Raw genomic sequence first — 18965 nt, 5'->3', positions numbered from 1 at the left:
CTATATTTATACTCTAAACTCACCGACATGACATCGTCTTTGCTAATGTCATGTTCAGTAAGTGTTGGTATTACTTAGTGTAAGTATCGTGAGAAACGTCTAGCTGGTAGAACGTTGCTTGTGAGTAATCGTCTAAATCACCGCTGATATTTTGGTTATAAACACCAGCTTTGAAGTACATGTACTTACCGCCTGCATCATAGCCACTTTCGCTCATATCAACGACTTGTACAACGTCGTCTTTGCCTTCACGCATTAGTGTAACTGTCATCTCGTTACCAACGACTTGAATACGGTAGCTGAATTTCTCACCAAGAGCGATACCATCCTCGCCAACTTCAGCCGTCAAGTCGCCAACAAGAGGGTAGAAGTCCTCTTTTGTTGCATCTTGGCTTTCGTGTGCAAAGTAAACAGCACCTGTTGCTTGGTTAGGCAGTTTACGGTAGTACAGACGAATTGGCTCATCGTTTTGATCGTGGATCTGACCAATGATAAAGCGACCTACTTCGTTCGCGTTACCCGTCGTTGTTGCGTGGTCAATTTTCAACGTTGCTTCTAGAACGCCATCAATACCAGCAGCAGCTTCTAGGTCCGCTTCAGGAGCACTAGAGAATACCCAGTTATTTTTATTAACGCCTTTCGTTTTAATAGACTGGTCACCACGACGCATCATTTCACGAAGTTCGGTACGAGCGTATTTAGTGTTTTTAGATGTACGAACACCTTTAACATAAGACTTGAATACTAGACCGCCATCATCAGCAGTGTAGAAGATTTCTGGGTGTTGGTAACCGCTTGCAAGGTTCCACTCAGAAACGTCATCTGGCTTGCCATTTTTGTCGTGGTCAAATGGTTGAGATAGATACCAATGACTTAAGTCAAAGTTCTCACTAGGTGCATTACCAGCTTTAGGTGTCGCTGGTAGACCAGTCACTTGTGGAATCGCTTCACGGGTACTACATTTAACCGTTGTATCACAAGGATAAACAGCAGCTACGCCGAAGTTACCAGTACGTAGGTCTTTGCGTGCTTCTTTTTGTGCTTTCTCTGCAGCTTTCATTTCAGCTATCATAGTCGCTTCAGCTGCAACGACTTCTGGAGTGATGATGTGACTAGTAGGGCAAGCGTTAACGTTACAGTTAACCGCAGCTAGTTCCGTTAAACTGTTCCAACCACTCTTGGTGTTACCGTTACCAACGTACTTTACATAGCGAGCTTTAACTGCTGGCTCAAATTGGAAACGCTCTAGACCAAGTGCAAGACCTGAACTCATTTGATCCGCTAGTACTGTTGTCCAGTTTTCGCCATCAACACTAACTTGAATATCAAATTTAGATTGGCGCTCGTTGCCTTTACTGAATGCAGCTTGAACAGCGTCAAATTCTTGCACTGAACCATAGTCCAACATTGCCCACTCGCCTTCACCAGCAGAAGACCAGCGTGTGGTTAGATCCTGATCAAATAAGCGGTCTGGGCCATTACCATCGTGACTTGATGCTGTAAGAGCGACTGGAGTTAGGATTGCAACGCCTGTTTCTTTGTTGTTTGGAAATTCAGGTGCAGAGGTAGATGCACAGCCAACAGCGACAACAACAGAAGACGCTAGCAAAGTTTTGAGAAATGTTTTTTTCATTAGTTTATTCACCTAATCGTACTCAAATCTGAGCAAAAGTTTGTAATAATAAAATGTGTTTTCTAGGTTGGTATCATGTGAAAATACCACCAATGTTTTAATACATCGTTTGATGTTGGCGAGGACTATGCTCCCCATTTGTCTTGAAACATAATTACATATTTTAATACTACAAATAGGCTAAGCATCCATAAATGAGAATATGATCTTGTTATATTTGCCCTATCGTCCTAATAACATGACCTCCATCTTATTTTTACATTCGGTATCTAAAGTGGATACTAAGACTTAATCAAAACAAAAGCGCCACTACTTTTTTGAGTAGTGGCGCTTTTATTTATACTTCACAAATATATGCGTGATGATTCGCTACTATGGCTGTTGCTTAGTTGGTGCTAGGGCGATCTCACGGATACATACATTCTGTGGTTGCTGGTAAGCGAATGAGACAGCGCGAGCAATATCGTCCGCTGCCAATACACCACCCATGTCTTCTTTCCAAGAATCGTAACCGTCTTTAATCTCTTGAGATGTTGTGTGAGACAGAAGCTCAGTTTCTACAGCACCCGGTGCGATAGTCGTAACACGAACATTTGAAGCCGCCACTTCTTCACGAACATTCTCAGAAATAGCGTGAACCGCGAACTTAGTACCACAGTAAGCAGCATGGCTTGGGAATGTTTTCTTACCCGCGATAGAGCTGATGTTGATGATAGTACCAGTGTTACGTTCCATCATAGGAGCAAGAACAGACTGCATGCCGTTTAAAAGACCGATCACGTTCACATCGAACATTGTCTTCCACTCTTGCGCGTCTTGCGTATCGATTTGACCAAGAAGCATTGCACCAGCATTGTTGATAAGCGCATCGACAGGGCCAAACTTCGCTTCACCTTGTGCGATTGCCGCATCAAAAGACGCTTTGTCTGTTACATCTACTTTCACAGACAGTGAGTTTGGTAGCTTCAGCGCTTCAAGACGATCAACACGACGAGCTAAAAGTAGCAGAGGGTGACCTTCATCACTTAGACGACGAGCAATTGCTTCACCAATACCAGAGCTTGCACCTGTAATTACGATTAGTTTTTTCATTTTATTTCCTCTGTACTTTTATTGCATCGATTGGCTACGACGTATTGTTTAAGTGCATTCGAATCAAGTGCTTGTTGCCTTGCTTCGTTGCGATGGAGGTATATTAAGGAAAATTGCATTGTTGATATATAGCACTTTACTTGAAACACTGTTGTTGTGGTGCAACAATAAATACGTTCATTTTATAACTTTGTAAGTTTACAAGTAAGCTGGCGACTATGCTCAATCAAATTAATCTATCTGATATTCGTTCTTTCGTGCTTATTGCTCGTTTAGGTAACTTCACTAAAGCAGCGGAGGCGCTTAATGTTTCTCGTTCCCATGTGTCACGCCAAGTAAGTAGCCTAGAGAAACAGATGGGGGTGACGCTGTTTATTCGCACGACTCGAACCTTAAGGCTAACGCATGCAGGGCAAGACTTATATGCCAGATGTGAGCAAGCGCTAAATAATATAGACCAAGCTCTAATTGCTGCTGTAGATAATGTAGAAGAAGTGCGCGGCGACATCAAAGTAAACTGTGTCGGTGGTTACCTTGGAGAGGTGATCATTGCGGAACTGGTCAATGAATTCATGCAACTCTATCCAGATATCAGCATCTGCCTTGATTTCAGTAGTAATCGAGTCGATCTGATTGAAGGTGCATTCGATATCGCTTTTCGTATGGGGAGTTTAGAAGATGCGGGCTTTATCGCGAGAAAGTTATTGGATATTGAAATGGGAACACTGGCCAGCCCTGAGTATTTCGCCCGTAAAGGGAAGCCAAACCATCCTAAAGATCTCATCCATCATGATTGCTTGACGGGTTCGGTGCGTAAGTGGAGTTTTCAAGCACTGGACGACACCAAGAAAACAGTCGATGTGCATGTGACGGGGCGGATGCAATGTAAAAATGGTCGAGTATTAGTGCAAGGCGCTAAGTCGGGCAACGGAATTATTCGTGTTCCAACCATTTATTGCCTACAAGAACTGAATGACGGACAACTGCTGCAAGTGTTTGAAGAATGGGTGGTGCCTAAGGTCGACTTTTCAGCAATCTATCATCGAGACCGCTATCAACCAAGCCGAATTCGAACTTTCATTGACTTTGTGAAAGATCGCTTTGAGCAGATGTAAATATTTCCCTCGGTAGATAGTAAATGAGGTGTTTTTACTCGTTTTTAAATAAGCTACCACGTTATAAGCAATCTACCTCCCTGCCCCAATTATCAACGAAAAGTCATGTTTGAATAAAACCTAACCAGAAGTGTAAAACGTCCGTGAATACTTGATTTTATTGACACGATATCTGGTTTACTCCTGTAGTGTGCCCGTTTTTATAAAGCTGTGGGAATAAAATGAAAAGAATAATCACTCTTATGTTGGCTTTAGGCCTAGTTACACCGTTGGCCGCAAGTGCTGAAACGGGTGTAGGCCTCGTTGTTGGTGACCCATTTGGTGGGATCGATATTAAACACAACAGTTACCGATTTAACATCAGTCTTGAAGATAACTTTGGTATCGCTGCTAATAAAACTTATGCAGTACAAAACACACCGCTATACCTATTTATCGGCGGTCAGTATATTGATAGAAATAAACATAACATCGCAATTACGCCAGGGATAGGGGCAGAGTTTCGTGTTAAACCTGTAGGCTTTTATGTTGATTTAGCTCCAGCATTATACTTAGATGAGTTGGCCTTTGAGCTTGAAGCAAAAGCAGGCTTCCGCGTTTATTTTTAACCCCTTTTAAGTTTACCGGAGCAAGCTAACTCTGTTTACTCCGGTCATCCCTGCTCTTTTTAGCCACTATTTTAATTTAAATAAACTGACGTTAATCGACTGACCTTCTTGTTACATGGATTGTCGTAAACCGAACAATTCAAAGCAAACTTAATGTAGAAAACACAACAAACCCCTTTTATTGGCTGATTAATAGCAATAAAAATATGGAGCGTTATTTGCAATACCAAATAATAACGACGGCTGTCTAAGGTATTGTCAGTTAACTTCCAACGAGTTCTGATTGAGATATCTTAGTAGGTGCCAATCCAACTCTATTGCTACGCATACGACAAAAGGGACAAAGATTGATTAAAAACAGCTCAACACCACAACATGAAATGCTTTCAGGCTTGTGGCAAAGTATTTATAACCATTACTGGCGGTGTGAGACAGCGCTTCCTACAATGCTCGGCGTATCCAATGAGACTTTACAGAAACTCATCTATCGCTTTGAATTGGTAAAGCCACCATGCCATGAATTAGATATACACCGTCACCAAAACCAAACCGAATTAAGAGCAACACTCCAAGAGTTAAAACAAGATGAATGGCTGGCACTCAAGACGCTGTTTCTCGAGCATCTGAACTCAAACACTGAGCACGGTGAGCCGTTCTGTCAGGTACTTGCGAGTGCTAGCTTGGGTAATCAACACCTCTGGAAAGATCTGGGTATGAACAGTCGTGCAGACCTATCAACGATGATCAAGATTTATCTTCCTACCCTTCATGCATCGAACACCAATAATATGCGTTGGAAACGATTTTTCTACCTGCAGTTATGTCAGCGTGATGGTGATTACATCTGTCGTGCACCGAGTTGTGACCAATGCAGTTCTCATAGTGAATGCTTCGTCGTATAGAGACCATCCATAACGATATTAAACAAATATAAAAAGGGGGAACCAAGTAAACTCCCCCCTATCAACTCGCCTGACCTCACATGAAAACAGGGAATTACAACACTGCGACAGCCTTAATCTGCGCCCATATATTGTTTCCTACCTGCAAAGATAAGCGACGTAATGAAGCCGCTGTGATCTGTGCAAGCAATGCGTCACCATTGGTAAGCTCAAGGGTCAGTAATACTTCAGCAACTCCCCTACTCACCGTCTCCTGCTCTTGGGTTGTATCATTGCCATTGTTCACATCATTAATAGCAATAATTTGTGCCGGTAATAGGTTTATAATCGACGATTTTTTTGGTTTTTCCAGGGCAATACTGACATCAGTCGCTAAGATCCGGCATCGATACCTATCTTGTGATAAGCGATCAGCACGGCATGCTGGTTCTTGCGTTAGCCCTCTATCATCGACTAACCAAAGCGCCACAGTATTCTGAGGATCATCACCACACCATACCTTAGTCAAACCATCAGACAATTCTTGCGCTTGGCACACATTGAGTAGCACCCCTGCAGATTGACCAAAGATTGATTGATATTTAGCTGACATAATCAGTGTTGCTGGATCCCCCTGTGCCATGACGGAACCTTCATTTAATAGAACGAGGTGATCAGCCAGTCGAGTTAGCTCCTCTACACTGTGGGTGACATACACTATTGGGATTTGTAGGTACTGATGCAATCGCTCTAGATAAGGAAGGATCTCTTGCTTAATTCGGCTATCAAGCGCAGATAAAGGTTCATCCATCAGTAATACACGTGGAGAGGTAAGCAAGGCTCTAGCTATGGCGACACGCTGTTTTTCCCCTCCAGATAGCCCACTTGGGCGGCGATCCAGAAGGTGAGAAACATTGAGCAGCACAAGTAATTCATCGATATCGACCCTATGCTCGCTTTTAGCAATACGTTTCATACCAAAACGAAGATTATCTCTTACCGACAAATGTGCAAACAATGCAGGCTCTTGAAAAATATAACCAATATCTCTTTGGTGTACAGGAACAAAATCATCAGCATTTTGCCAAACCTCTTTACCAAAGGAAATATTCGCGCTATCAAATCGATTTAATCCCGCGAGTGCTCGTAAACAGGTCGTTTTACCACAACCAGACGCTCCAAATAATACGGTAACGCCACGCATAGGGATCTTGAGATCAACATCTAACTTAAAACCCTGATAAGACTGAACAACTTGAATACGTAGACAATCTGACCAACCCTGCTGGCTCGCGACTTGCGGAGTGATCGCCGTATTGGTAGGAAACTCATAAATAGGGAACACATCCGTATGTAAATTCATCATGCTCGCTCCTCTCGTAACTGCGAACCATAGCTTTGTATGGCATGAATCATTAATAATGCAAGCATCGAAATTAACACTAATCCACCGGCTAGTAGATGTGCCTGTCCATATTCCATTGCCTCTACATGGCTATAAATGGCTACAGATAGAACCCGAGTTTGACCAGGAATATTTCCTCCAACCATCAAAACAACACCAAACTCACCGAGGGTATGACAAAAACCCATGATTGCGGCACTTAATATGCCAGGCCATGCCAACGGTACTGCCACCTCAAAGAAGACATTAAGTGGTGGGCAGCGCAATGTCGCAGCTGCCTCTAAAGGACCCTTACCTATCGCTTTAAAACTATTTTCCAGAGGCTGAACTACAAAAGGAAGAGAGTGGACGGTGCAGGCGATGACTATTCCTATAAATGAAAAAGGGAGCCTTGGAATGCCCATCGAGTTAAAAACTGCATCAAGTGGTCCATTTGGCCCCATCAAAACCAGTAGATAAAAACCTAATACCGTTGGGGGTAACACCATTGGCATAGTGCATATTGTTGAAACAACTCCCTTCCACTTTGATGATGTCTGCGACAACCACCATGCTATCGGTGTTGCAATCAACAGCAACACCGCAGTTACCGTACATGCGAGTTTTAATGTTAATGAAACGACACTCCAATCCATACCTTCCTCTCTGATGCATGATGAGCAATGATCTACCTTGATTCAGCCTTAAGGTTTACTGCACACTGTAGCCATAGTCTGATATTAGTTTTCGTCCTTCATCTGAATATAAATAATCCATAAATGCCACCGCTTGACTATTATCTGCTGCCGTTTTGATTAACACAGCATCTTGCAAGATTGGTCGATAGTAATCCTCTGGCACTTTCCAAAATGAACCCTGATTTTGCTTAACCTTAGCAATCACCTGTGAATAGGCTAAAAAACCGAGTTGGGCATTACCACTATCAACATATTGATAAGTCGCGTTTAAACCCTTACCAACAACTTGCCTTGATGTCACCGCTTCTTGAACGCCCATATGATCCAGCGCCTCCATCGCTGCCGCACCATAAGGGGCTAACTTAGGGTCTGCAACAGCAATGTAGGTGTAGTCCTCACCGGCAAGCACATCCCCTTGACTATCGACTAAATCCGCTTGTGGAGACCACAGAACTAAGACGCCTTGAGCATAGGTTTTCGGTTCAAATGACAAACCTTCGTCGTGTAAAGCTTTTGGTCTTGCTTGATCCGCTGCGAGAAAAATATCAAACGGTGCACCATTTTTTATCTGCGCATAAAGTTGCCCTGTTGATCCTGTGCTAATTTCAACCTTTTCACCGGTCTTCTTTTCAAATGCCTCGACAAGCTTTTGAGATGGTAGGTAGAAGTTGTTTGCCACCGCAACTAGCACATTGGCATGTACAGGGAAAACACATAACGCACTTATTAATAATATTTTTTTCATATAAAACATTCACTCTGCACTGTTATAGGTAAAGATATTTTCACTTAAGAGCGTAACCACACAAAAAAAAAACCTTCAATTACACCTACCTTCGCTATCAATATTTAGAATAAGCTGCAAAGAGTGAGCCAACGCAAACTAGCAATTAAAAATACTTAAAATCAATAGCTTAAACTTAAATAGTTATATTTAGAGCGCAGTAAACGAGTGATTAACTGACATTTTGTCGTACAACGGACAATCACAGCGCCATCAATATGGGGGGGAGTAAACATAACGTAGGAAATTAGTGGCCTATAGACCAATATCTTGCAGATCATTGATGGATAAATTCAACTCGTACATGAATTAGTAATCAGAACGATAACTTTAAAATTGTTCAAAGTTGCGCCATATTAAAGTAGCGGATCAGTCAAGACTAAAGCGTATTCCGCAAAATCAGGTCATACCATCAACCTAAATGTGCTGAGGTTGCTCTATTAGAATTAAACTGTGAGTATATTATGTCCGAACAATCAGACAGTGAGACAGTAAGAGAGTTAGGCGTGTCTACCCACACCTATCGCTCAAGTATTAAAGATGAAGTGATCCATTATGCCACTCGTGAGTCCATATTTGGGCACATGGTAATGGCAACAACGAATAAGGGGGTATGCTCAGTACAATTTGCAGACACTCAAGATACTTTGCTTAGCCTTTTATCTGCAGAGTTTCCTTATGCAAAACTCATATTCACCGCTTCGCGAGATACTCCTGAACTCTATACTTGGATGATAGAACTTGATGAGCATATCACTCAAGGTGCAGCTAGACCCGATATACCACTGGATATTGTAGGGACAGAATTTCAGTTTAAGGTATGGCAGTTTTTGCTAACCATTAAAGAAGGGACTGTCATGAGCTATGGAGAAGTTGCTGCCCACATCAACAACCCCAAAGCAGTTCGAGCTGTTGGCACTGCCTGTGGTAAAAATCCGATTGGGGTTCTCATTCCTTGTCACCGAGTCATGAGAAGTGATGGTTCTTTAGGAGGCTATCGATGGGGACTGGAGCGTAAGAAAATATTACTCAATAAAGAACGACAATAGTCCCATATCTATTAGCTTACGTCTGCTGATGCCTGATAAAATAATTTGTTCAGATTCCACACATGAAACCCATCCCACCGCTCAACAATAGTGGGAAGCAGGAAATAACGCACAATAATGATTGAATTCATTATAACGCTTAATAAGCGTTGTGTTAAACAACCTAACTTTGAGATATATAGGTCGAAGAGCACAAGGTAATATACTTCATGTATGTAGTTAACAATAAGTATACGTTCTAATAATACTGTTTCTTTGTCATAGTCCCCTCTAAATAATGGAAGGAACTATGACTCAATCTGAAAAGAATAAATATTAAGTGATTAAATACTAGAAGCTTTGATGAAATGCAATGTTATTCTTAAGATTAATTATTTGTTTAAGAACAACATCTTCAGGTGCATCACGTTTATATTTAGTTGAATCTTTGTTATCCATAAAAAGGCTAAATACATCGTAGCCATGATTTTTAGATATTTGGTAAAAATAATCTAAGTCACTATTTTTAGAGAATGAATTAGTAACAACAATTTTATCAACATTTTCTTGCATTAAATTTAATACCGATTCCCTACAATATTCATCAGCATGACTCTTTAATTTTTCATCATATTTATTTTTACCATATCTTGCATAATAGTCCCAGCAAGAAACAACATTTTCACTAATCGTGTTGGCAAATTCTGTTTTACCAGTACCAAATGGGCCACGAACAATATATAGAATTTTCATTGTTATTACTCCAGATTGATAATTTACGCTTGGATAGGTTCTTGCACTTCTTCTCGCTCAACGACTTTTTTTGATGAACTTAGAGTGAATATCGCTAAAACAGTTGCAATAGCTGAAAATACGCCAAAATAGATATAACTCATTGGGAAGCCGTGCGCATCGTACATAGTCCCCATGACTGGAGCAGCAATTGCTGTCATTAGGTTATTGATAACTTGAAAACCAAACATGTAAGTGAAAGAGTTAACTTTTTTATCAAACTGCTCTGCAATATAAGCAAAGACGGATACGATAAGTAGTGGATTAACAATGCCAAATAATAGTTTAGCTACGATCGCAAGATAAAGATTCTTTTCACCTAACCCTGCAAAGCCAATCATTAGCAGGAATGATGTAATACCAACAGCAGTAAGAAGCAAACTACCTTTTGCACCAATTTTCTTAATAATGAAAGGCACACTGGCACTCACAATAAATAAGAAAATAGCAGTAATACCGTCCATATTTGAACTAAACGTTATGCCCTCTTCTTGCGTAGGGAAGAAGCTAATGAAGTAACGAGTAAACTGTGTCATTGACGTCCAGAAAACAACCGAGATGGTGCCAGCATAAGTCATAAATGCCCACATCTTCTTGTTTTTAAGTAACTTTATTACATCTTCTTTTTTTATTTTTTCAGCAGATAATACTTCGTTATCCACTTCATCCAAGTGACCCACACGCAAAGAGTAAGCAAAAAACAACATAAGTAGTGCGGCAACACTACACGCCACAAAAATCAAGTCTGGATTGATGTTATAAAGATAACCTGCAAGAATTGCTGATGCGCCCCACGCTGCAATACCAAAACCATTTACTAAGCCAAAATCATTATTGTGACAACGAGCAAATCGATCAGAATAAGATGCTATTACACCGCTACCCGCTTGAAACAGCATACCTAAATAAACAGATCCTAAAATAATACCTGCAATGAATGTGGAGTCATTACTCAATAAAGGACCATACACATAAATATAGAATGGACCGATTAACACACTGAGAAGTGAAATGAAATAAAGTAAGTTTTTCTTAAGACCTAACTTATCCATGATGTAACCCATAGCAGGCTTAAATAAAACTGCAATACCAGTTTGCAGTCCAAATAAAACACCTATTTGTGATCCGTCAATACCAACAGTGTCGTTCAACCACACTGCGAATAGTGAACCGGAACTCAAGGACCAAAAAAAATTATAAAAGAAGTACATAAGGCAGATTTTTCCCATCGCCACTTTATTCGAATCGGTTTTCATATTTACTCCGTTATATACCTAAATAGTCACTACTTTGACTAGCTTCAAAATATCTAGTCGTGATACTACAGAGTGACATATGAATATTCAGTGACAGGTGTAACACTTTGCGATATTGGATAACTAATAATTAGATTTGGTCAACCATAGGGGGTGGGATTAGACCTTGCGTTTAAGCTAAGATCTATCGTCTATAAAATATAGCTATAGCATTTGATCTACCACAAAACAGGTTCGTTCAATAAGACAGAATAAAATAAATATTAATATTACAAACAAAAAAAGGTGAGCTATGAAAATCAAAGCTCACCTTGTCGCAAATAATAACGGATTCTAGCTGGTGAGAAACTCGTATACCCCCCCTGCGACAGGAACTCCATGTTCTAAACAATCTAACTTGTAATCCATTTGAGGATCATTAGGAGCAAGTACTTTATCAAAACCAGGTGCAGGTGTTACGGCTCTTAATTCACCTATCATTGAAGCCATAGTATGAGAAAATAACGGATTACCAAAAAATTCCGGGTTTATTACGATGACCAGGCTTGCTAACTCTCGCATTTTGTCATAATCGCTGTACATTCCAACAATGTTATTACCGTAATTGGCCCCCATCAATATCCCAGTCAAGGCATCAATTGCCAATGCAATACCGGAACCTTTATGACCGCCAAAAGGTAATAAACTCTCCACTTTATGTGGGTCTGTAGTTTCGTTACCATCGACATCAATAGCCACCCCGAGCGGAATTTCACTACCCGTCTCTTTCGCGTGCAACAACTTTCCAAAAGCCGTCGCGCTGGTCGCCATATCGATAATCATTGGATGACTCCCTTCCACAGGAAAACCAAACGCTATTGGGTTCGTCCCCAAGAATCGTTCTCCCCCACCATGGGGGGCCATGCAAGCATCAGTTTGAGTCATACCAAGCCCAATCATCCCAGCATCTGTTGCCATATTCATAAAATAAGAAAGCGCACCACAGTGTGAGGCTTTTTTGATACTAACAAATCCAAGTCCAGTATCACTAGCCATCTCGATGGCGTGCTTAGTCGCAGCCGCGAGGGCAGGATGTCCTAAGCCATCATTGGCATCCAATATACCCACAGAAGGTGATATAGCTTCAAGCTGATGCTCAGCCGCCGCATTCAACCCACTAGCCATGACTCGCTGACAATAATGCTCAACCCGCATAACACCATGAGAGTGAACACCAGTTAGGTCAGCGTATATCAGAACATCGGTCACACACTTTGCATCCAGTGCAGAAAACCCTGCACCTACAAGCTTTTGAGTTGCCATGGCTCTCAACGCTTCTTCTTTTACCCTAACTGTTCTCATATTTGCCTCTTAAAACTGTGTATTAAGTCGTGTTATTCACTAACAGGCGGTATTTATCATCTTTCTAAAAACGTAAATCACCTCTTGGTTAACCAATAGCTATTATTTATAATGGATTGCTTGATATATTTCAGTGATCGCAATCACGTGGATCACCAAAAACGGCACATTGGAAAACCAATTGATCATTATTTGTCCTAAGCATTTTGATTATCATGCGTATTTATTTATCATCATGATACGAATTATTAGGCTGCATCCCCATAGCTACGCTTAATTCGGTTTTAAAAGCATTACCTTGCTAACGCATACTGCATATAGGCGTAGTTATACTCCGTTGTAAATAATTACGTGCGCCTTGTCACGCAACTTATCTCTCCTGCCGACTACTCATTGCACCAAATTCAAAACTGGTTTACCTTTGCCGAAGATTTAACATTATTCTTAGAGGTAGATATGGACAATTCAGGAAAAAAACTCAGCCTCGCGAGCCGTCGCGCTATCGAGTTAGGCTATGATAAAAAAGGGCCAGAGTGGATGGTCGAGTTCGATGTCATCGATCTTAAAGGCGACTTTGAGTTTGAAGATGGCGTCATTCGCAGAGACCCGACAGCGGTTATTAAAGTCAACAATACCTATCATTGTTGGTACACAAAGGGCGAAGGTGAAACAATCGGGTTTACTGGTGACATCAAGGACAAAGTGTTTCCTTGGGATCTAACGGAAGTATGGCATGCCAGTTCAAAGGACGGCACCACCTGGAAAGAGCACGGCCCAGCCATTCAAGCAGGTAAGCCTGGAGAATACGATGATCGTGCTGTATTTACTCCTGAAGTCCTCGCTCATGAAGGTAAGTACTATCTTGTTTACCAAACGGTCAAATCCCCTTACACCAACCGACAATATGAAGAAATCGCAATGGCATGGGCAGACAGTCCATTTGGACCTTGGACCAAAACCGATGCACCAATCTTAAGTCCTTCAAAAGATGGCGAATGGCAAGGTGATGAAGACAACCGATTTATTGTTAAATCAAAAGGCAGCTTTGATAGCCACAAAGTGCACGATCCATGTCTAATGTTCTTCGACAATAAATTTTACCTGTACTACAAAGGTGAAACGATGGGCGAAGAAATGAACATGGGTGGCCGTGAAATTAAGCACGGTGTAGCGATTGCTGATCATATCCTTGGCCCATACATCAAATCCGAGTACAACCCAATATCTAATAGTGGTCACGAAGTAGCTGTGTGGCACTACAATGGTGGTATCGCGTCATTGATCACGACTGATGGCCCTGAAAAAAATACTATTCAGTGGGCAAAAGATGGCATAAATTTCGAAATTATGTCTTACATTAAAGGCGCACCTGAAGCGTTGGGGATCTTCCGTTCAGAAGAATTCGATTCAACACTCGAACCAGGTTTAGAATGGGGCTTATGCCATAAATATGACCCATCCTGGAATTGGAACTTTATTTGCCGATACCGTATCAAGCGACAAGTTCTAGACATTGGTACCTTCCAGAATAGCAACTAGTTTACAGTCTACTAGAACTAACGGTGTATCATCTTTATTTAATTAGAAATGATACACCGCTCATTCCACATAGGTTCAGGCAAACTTCATCATTAGTCCTCAATGTGCAAACACATTTCAGGACGGGACAAATTGTTGATGTGATAAGAATAGCGACACGATATAAGGCTTTTTAATATGCCAAGAAATGATGATTTATTTAATGATGAGTGGCAGTTCCTACTAAAGGATATTCCACATTTTTTAGCGGACGATTGGCAAGCTGTTCAACTGCCTCACGATTGGAGTATTGCTTTTCCATTTTCGTCCGAATTAGACGGTGCTACTGGTTACCTTCCTGGAGGGATCGGTTGGTACAAAAAAACGTTTGCGAACCCAATCACTCGCCTGCACCAAAATGCATTTCTTATATTTGACGGTATCTATAACCACTCCCAAATATGGTTAAATGGAACTCACCTCCATACTCAGCATTACGGTTACTCTCCATTCATTATAGACATTACGCGACACCTCGAAGAAGAAAATGAATTACTGATCAAAGTCGACAGAACTCGATTCGTTGACAGCCGCTGGTACACGGGTTCTGGGATTTACCGAGATGTGCATCTTGTCATGACCGATCAATCTCATATCAGATTATGGCAAAACAAACTAAGTACACACAAGATAACTCCCAACTATGCAGAGATTCATCAAGATATTGAGATCGAGTTTTCTAAGCGGCATCAAGACAAAACCATGCGGTTAATTTCCAAAGTCATTGAGTCAAATGCAGCAGGAGCTCTTTCTAGCTCACGGTACGAAACTAAGATCGAGAGAGTAAGCGACAAATATCACTTAATTTTACCCATCAAAAACCCAAAACTTTGGGATACCGACACTCCTTTTTTTTATACCGTCGTATCCGAACTCTATATTGACAATGTTTTAGTTGATATTACCGAAGAGCGCTGCGGCGTCAGAAGTATCCACTTTGACGCCATGAAAGGCTTTTTCCTTAATAATCGACCAATGAAAATTCAAGGTGTCTGTTTACACCACGACGGAGGGATTGTCGGAGCCGCAGTACCGAGAGAAGTTTGGCAAAGGAGATTAGCCATTCTAAAGTGTGGGGGCGTTAACGCCATTCGAGTTGCTCACAATCCAGCCTCAAAAGTTCTTTTGGATCTTTGTGACGAGCTTGGGTTACTGGTCCAGGATGAATTTTTTGATGAATGGGATTACCCAAAAGATAAACGCAACAATATGGGAGAACAACACGCTGATTATTATTCTCGAGGTTCTTACGAGTACTTCCAAGAGGATGCAGAAAAAGATCTTACAAACACATTACTTTGCCATCATAATCACCCGTCTATATTCATGTGGAGTATTGGCAACGAAATTGAGTGGACCTACCCAAGAAATGTCCAAGCAACCGGCTTTTTTGACGCAAAATGGGATGGCAATTACTTTTGGAGCCTTCCACCAAACTCGCCGTCAGAAATTACACAACAACTCAAATCACTCCCAAAACAGCGATATGACATTGGAAGAACCGCTCAAAAACTTACTCAATGGGTGAAAGCACTCGACCCCCACCGTCCCGTGACAGCCAATTGTATCTTACCCTCCGTTAGTTACCTTTCTGGTTATTCCGATGCACTTGACGTCATTGGATACAGTTATCGACGAGTCATTTATGACTATGGACATCAACACTACCCTCACCTTCCCATTATCGGCAATGAGAACTTGCCGCAATGGCACGAATGGAAGGCGGTTATTGAACGTCCATTTATTGCAGGACTTTTTCTATGGACTGGGATTAATTACCTAGGAGAGTCACACAATCAATGGCCAACGAAGATCACTAACAGCGGATTATTAGATACCGCAGGGTTTAAAAAACCGAATTATTTCTTGTTTCAATCTTTGTGGACAGAAACTCCGATCACAAAAATCTACACTCACCTAGCTAGCAGCAGCGATCTAAACATCGATATGGTGAATTATTTAGCCTTTGAAAAAGACCCGCATGCGTGGGAACAGCGACTATGGTCATGGCATGACGTAGAGCAACATTGGAATTATGAAAACGATGATTGGATTATTGTTGAAGTCATTTCTAATTGTCCTAGCGTTGAATTATGGGTCAACGAGAAAACTTACGGTATTCGGCATTTAACAAATCAAAATGATCGCATAATGCGTTGGGCGGTACCTTTCACTGCAGGCTCCATTCAAGCACGAGGTCGAATAGATGACCGCTCTGAATGCATTGATGCCATTGCTACCACACAACAAGCGTATTCACTAAACATCACTGAAGAAGTTGTTTCAGACAACGATGAAGTGAAGCAATTTGTTATCTCAATACTTGACAAAAACAATGCCCCTATCACACACCAAGATACAAGTTTTATCCTCGATGACATGTGTAATCTCGATTGGATAGGCAGTGACAATGGTAATATCAACACCGCCACCTGCTTTAACCAGAAAAAATGTCACACCTATCAAGGTAAAACCTTATTACTGATGCGTATCAAAAACCAAAACGCGGACTATTCTTTCTCTATTTTGCATCCGCACCTTGGACGCTTTACTTACGATTTTTAACTCTTCAACGCAAAACTAATTACGCTAGAAATAAAGAATGGTTAGCAGTGGGAGTGTTCATTTTATTGCTAATTAAACACGTATGAAAAAACCGCCCTATGAGACTATCAAATCAAAGGGCGGTTTTATTTAGTCAATGATTAAAGCGGCTTAAACTTTAAATACGCACTTAACTCGTTAAATACGCATAGACGCCTTTCGCTACAGGGATGCCTTCCACTTCACATTTTGCTTTGTATGCCACTTGTGGATCGTTAGGTGCTTGAACTTTTTCCGTACCAGGTACTGGCGTAACAGAGCGTAATTCTGACACCATCGCCGCCATCGTAACAGCAAATAAAGCATTACCTAACTTTTCAGGGTTAATCACAATAACCAAACTAGCCAACTTACGCATCTTGTCATAGTCACCATACATACGAACAATATGGTTACTAAAGTTTGCGCCCATTAGCACACCCGTCAACGCATCAATTGCTAGCGCAATACCAGAACCTTTATGACCACCAAACGTCAACAGGTTCTCTACTTTATGAGGGTCAGTCGTGATGTTACCCTCGACATCAATAGCTAAACCTTCATCAATTGATTGGTTTGTTTCTTTTGCATGTAACAATTTTCCGAACGCTGTTGCGCTAGTCGCCATATCTAAGATCATAGGCGTATTCCCTTCAACAGGAAAGCCAAACGCAATAGGGTTCGTTCCTAAAAAGCGTTCTGCACCACCATAAGGAGCAACACAAGTATCCGTTTGCGTCATTGCAATTGCTATCATACCTTGACTTGTTGCTTGTTCCATAAAGTAAGAAAGCGCACCACAATGTGACGTATTTTTCACACTGACAAAACCAAGGCCTGTTTCTTTCGCTAGTTCAATACCATGATTCGTTGCTGCGATGAGACCTGAATGCCCCATACCGTCATCTGAATCTAGAATCGCCACAGATGGTGACACCTGCTCAATACTAAATTTCGCGTTACGGTTTAAACCACCTTTTTCTAGACGATGGCAATAGTGCTCGACGCGCATCACACCGTGCGAATGTACGCCTGTCATATCAGCATGGACTAAAACATCAGTCACTTCATTTGCTGTTTTCTCATCTAAACCTGCACCGAGTAATTTGTTTAGGGCAAGAGATTTGAGTTCTTCTGATTTAACATTAACCGTTGTCATATCGCTTCCCCTTAAAAATTGATCACACCTTTGACTAACTCTTTATTCTCAACAACATCTTGTTTGTAACTATTGCCGAAAGTATAAAAGTCATAATCTTTGTTTTTCATGATTTCTTGAGAAATTGCTCCCGAAGCCATTAACTCAATAACGCGCTCGAAATCGACACGTGTTGCATTACGACTGCTCAGTAACGTCGTTTCTTTCTTGTGGAATGTTGGATCATCTAGAACCAAATCACCGATATAAAGACCGATAAACACAATTTTCCCACCATGACGGATCAGATCAACACTGCGAGACATAGACCCTTTATTGCCCGTTGCGTCCATCAATACGCACGCTAATTCTCCGCCAAACGCTTTCTTCAAGTTTTGAACGTAATCGTCTTCAAAAGGGTTTAAAGATTGAACTCCTAGTTTAGCAACCACTTGTTCACGTCGACTATCATCTACATCGACCACTACTACATTAGCACCTTCAGCTTTTGCAATCGCTGCCGCAGCTAGACCAATAGGTCCAGCACCGACAACAACAACATTATTGCTAGCGCTAATTTCAGCACGACGAACGGCATGAGCACTGATTGCAAAACACTCAACAAGTGCGCCTTCAGAGTTGCTGACATTTTCTGGCAACTCTACCAAATTATCTTCATAGACGGCTAGGTACTCAGAAAAGCCACCATCTTGGTGAACACCATAAAGTGCGACGTTCTCACAACAGTTCGTTTTGTCTTCACGACATGCTGCACACATTCCACACGGTACACAAGGGATCACTGAATAGCGCTTACCAGAAGTCGTTGCTTGACAAGCTTCACCGATTTTTTCAGCGGTTCCACAAATCTCATGTCCGAGCACTCGTGGGTATGAAAAAAAAGGCTGTCTTCCTGCATAAGCATGGATATCTGTTCCACAAATACCGACTGAATTAACTTTAAGTAGTACTTGGTTATCTAAAATAGATGGGATTTCACGTTCAATATATTCAATGCTGTTTGGCTCATGACAAATGAGTGTTTTCATGGTTA

The 18965-nt window shown here is 41.3% G+C and carries 16 protein-coding genes; 6 read left to right on the top strand and 10 right to left on the bottom strand.

Annotated features, from left to right (window positions below; genetic code table 11):
- Positions 1-70: 70 nt before the first annotated feature.
- Together BCU68_RS05000 and BCU68_RS04995 are read right to left on the bottom strand one after the other, a co-directional pair.
- Positions 71-1633 carry a polysaccharide lyase family 7 protein gene (locus BCU68_RS05000; RefSeq protein WP_102563697.1) on the bottom strand — a complete coding sequence of 521 codons (1563 nt, stop codon included), beginning with the start codon at positions 1631-1633 and terminating at the stop codon, positions 71-73.
- Positions 1634-2005: 372 nt separating this feature from the next.
- Positions 2006-2725, bottom strand: coding sequence for an SDR family oxidoreductase (locus tag BCU68_RS04995; protein WP_102563696.1), 720 nt, complete (start codon positions 2723-2725; stop codon positions 2006-2008).
- 218 nt (positions 2726-2943) lie between these two features.
- Here BCU68_RS04995 and BCU68_RS04990 point away from each other — a divergent pair, with 218 nt between their 5' ends.
- The 3 genes from BCU68_RS04990 (at position 2944) to BCU68_RS04980 (ending at position 5350) form a co-directional block, all read left to right on the top strand.
- Positions 2944-3840 carry a LysR family transcriptional regulator gene (locus BCU68_RS04990; RefSeq protein ID WP_102563695.1) on the top strand — a complete coding sequence of 299 codons (897 nt, stop codon included), beginning with the start codon at positions 2944-2946 and terminating at the stop codon, positions 3838-3840.
- 221 nt (positions 3841-4061) lie between these two features.
- A complete protein-coding gene (locus BCU68_RS04985; RefSeq protein ID WP_102563694.1) occupies positions 4062-4448 on the top strand; it encodes a hypothetical protein in 387 nt (128 codons plus the stop codon).
- Positions 4449-4795: 347 nt separating this feature from the next.
- Complete coding sequence (locus tag BCU68_RS04980; protein ID WP_102563693.1) at positions 4796-5350, top strand: nitrogen fixation protein NifQ; 555 nt, start codon at positions 4796-4798, stop codon at positions 5348-5350.
- Between the two features lie 94 nt (positions 5351-5444).
- On the opposite strand, the gene modC is transcribed toward BCU68_RS04980, so the two are convergent.
- Genes modC through modA form a run of 3 tightly spaced genes read right to left on the bottom strand, consistent with a single transcriptional unit; the run spans position 5445 to position 8156 of the window.
- On the bottom strand, positions 5445-6695 hold the full coding sequence (gene modC, locus BCU68_RS04975) for a molybdenum ABC transporter ATP-binding protein (protein WP_198591682.1): 1251 nt from the start codon (positions 6693-6695) through the stop codon (positions 5445-5447).
- The gene (modB, locus tag BCU68_RS04970) at positions 6692-7369 is read right to left on the bottom strand and encodes a molybdate ABC transporter permease subunit (RefSeq protein ID WP_102563692.1); all 678 of its coding nucleotides are present in this window, start codon (positions 7367-7369) and stop codon (positions 6692-6694) included. The genes modC and modB overlap by 4 nt, the downstream gene beginning before the upstream one ends.
- Before the next feature lie 55 nt (positions 7370-7424).
- Complete coding sequence (modA, locus tag BCU68_RS04965) at positions 7425-8156, bottom strand: molybdate ABC transporter substrate-binding protein (RefSeq protein ID WP_102563691.1); 732 nt, start codon at positions 8154-8156, stop codon at positions 7425-7427.
- Between the two features lie 503 nt (positions 8157-8659).
- On the opposite strand from modA, the gene BCU68_RS04960 reads away from it, so the two are divergent.
- Positions 8660-9244 (top strand): methylated-DNA--[protein]-cysteine S-methyltransferase, encoded by a 585-nt coding sequence (locus BCU68_RS04960; RefSeq protein ID WP_102563690.1) that lies wholly within the window; start codon positions 8660-8662, stop codon positions 9242-9244.
- 330 nt (positions 9245-9574) lie between these two features.
- Here BCU68_RS04960 and BCU68_RS04955 read toward each other — a convergent pair whose 3' ends face one another.
- The 3 genes from BCU68_RS04955 to BCU68_RS04945 all read right to left on the bottom strand — a co-directional run bounded on the left by BCU68_RS04955 (position 9575) and on the right by BCU68_RS04945 (position 12612).
- Positions 9575-9976, bottom strand: a complete 402-nt coding sequence (locus BCU68_RS04955) for a hypothetical protein (RefSeq protein WP_102563689.1) — start codon at positions 9974-9976, stop codon at positions 9575-9577.
- Between the two features lie 23 nt (positions 9977-9999).
- Positions 10000-11271: an oligosaccharide MFS transporter gene (locus BCU68_RS04950; protein WP_102563688.1), complete on the bottom strand. Its 1272-nt coding sequence runs from the start codon at positions 11269-11271 to the stop codon at positions 10000-10002.
- A 333-nt stretch (positions 11272-11604) separates the two neighbouring features.
- Complete coding sequence (locus tag BCU68_RS04945; protein WP_102563687.1) at positions 11605-12612, bottom strand: Ldh family oxidoreductase; 1008 nt, start codon at positions 12610-12612, stop codon at positions 11605-11607.
- A 351-nt stretch (positions 12613-12963) separates the two neighbouring features.
- Here BCU68_RS04945 and BCU68_RS04940 point away from each other — a divergent pair, with 351 nt between their 5' ends.
- Entirely contained in the window at positions 12964-14151 is a 1188-nt protein-coding gene (locus BCU68_RS04940) for a family 43 glycosylhydrolase (protein ID WP_241901274.1), read from the top strand.
- Between the two features lie 177 nt (positions 14152-14328).
- Positions 14329-16755, top strand: a complete 2427-nt coding sequence (locus BCU68_RS04935; RefSeq protein ID WP_102563686.1) for a glycoside hydrolase family 2 TIM barrel-domain containing protein — start codon at positions 14329-14331, stop codon at positions 16753-16755.
- Positions 16756-16924: 169 nt separating this feature from the next.
- On the opposite strand, the gene BCU68_RS04930 is transcribed toward BCU68_RS04935, so the two are convergent.
- Positions 16925-17932, bottom strand: coding sequence for an Ldh family oxidoreductase (locus BCU68_RS04930; RefSeq protein ID WP_102563685.1), 1008 nt, complete (start codon positions 17930-17932; stop codon positions 16925-16927).
- Positions 17933-17943: 11 nt separating this feature from the next.
- Positions 17944-18960 carry a zinc-binding alcohol dehydrogenase family protein gene (locus BCU68_RS04925; RefSeq protein ID WP_102563684.1) on the bottom strand — a complete coding sequence of 339 codons (1017 nt, stop codon included), beginning with the start codon at positions 18958-18960 and terminating at the stop codon, positions 17944-17946.
- Between the last annotated feature and the right edge of the window lie 5 nt (positions 18961-18965).

This window comes from Vibrio sp. 10N.286.49.B3 (genome assembly GCF_002873395.1).
Classification (GTDB): Bacteria; Pseudomonadota; Gammaproteobacteria; order Enterobacterales; family Vibrionaceae; genus Vibrio.
This window is presented reverse-complemented; position numbering and strand designations above follow the sequence as displayed.

Bases quoted from the DNA above. Each gene is read 5' to 3' on its own strand.
- modB (WP_102563692.1), bottom strand. From the start codon at position 7,369: ATGGATTGGAGTGTCGTTTCATTAACATTAAAACTCGCATGTACGGTA.
- BCU68_RS04995 (WP_102563696.1), bottom strand. From the start codon at position 2,725: ATGAAAAAACTAATCGTAATTACAGGTGCAAGCTCTGGTATTGGTGAA.
- BCU68_RS04925 (WP_102563684.1), bottom strand. From the start codon at position 18,960: ATGAAAACACTCATTTGTCATGAGCCAAACAGCATTGAATATATTGAA.
- BCU68_RS04985 (WP_102563694.1), top strand. From the start codon at position 4,062: ATGAAAAGAATAATCACTCTTATGTTGGCTTTAGGCCTAGTTACACCG.
- BCU68_RS04935 (WP_102563686.1), top strand. From the start codon at position 14,329: ATGCCAAGAAATGATGATTTATTTAATGATGAGTGGCAGTTCCTACTA.
- modA (WP_102563691.1), bottom strand. From the start codon at position 8,156: ATGAAAAAAATATTATTAATAAGTGCGTTATGTGTTTTCCCTGTACAT.
- BCU68_RS05000 (WP_102563697.1), bottom strand. From the start codon at position 1,633: ATGAAAAAAACATTTCTCAAAACTTTGCTAGCGTCTTCTGTTGTTGTC.
- BCU68_RS04930 (WP_102563685.1), bottom strand. From the start codon at position 17,932: ATGACAACGGTTAATGTTAAATCAGAAGAACTCAAATCTCTTGCCCTA.
- BCU68_RS04950 (WP_102563688.1), bottom strand. From the start codon at position 11,271: ATGAAAACCGATTCGAATAAAGTGGCGATGGGAAAAATCTGCCTTATG.
- BCU68_RS04960 (WP_102563690.1), top strand. From the start codon at position 8,660: ATGTCCGAACAATCAGACAGTGAGACAGTAAGAGAGTTAGGCGTGTCT.
- BCU68_RS04990 (WP_102563695.1), top strand. From the start codon at position 2,944: ATGCTCAATCAAATTAATCTATCTGATATTCGTTCTTTCGTGCTTATT.
- modC (WP_198591682.1), bottom strand. From the start codon at position 6,695: ATGATGAATTTACATACGGATGTGTTCCCTATTTATGAGTTTCCTACC.
- BCU68_RS04945 (WP_102563687.1), bottom strand. From the start codon at position 12,612: ATGAGAACAGTTAGGGTAAAAGAAGAAGCGTTGAGAGCCATGGCAACT.
- BCU68_RS04955 (WP_102563689.1), bottom strand. From the start codon at position 9,976: ATGAAAATTCTATATATTGTTCGTGGCCCATTTGGTACTGGTAAAACA.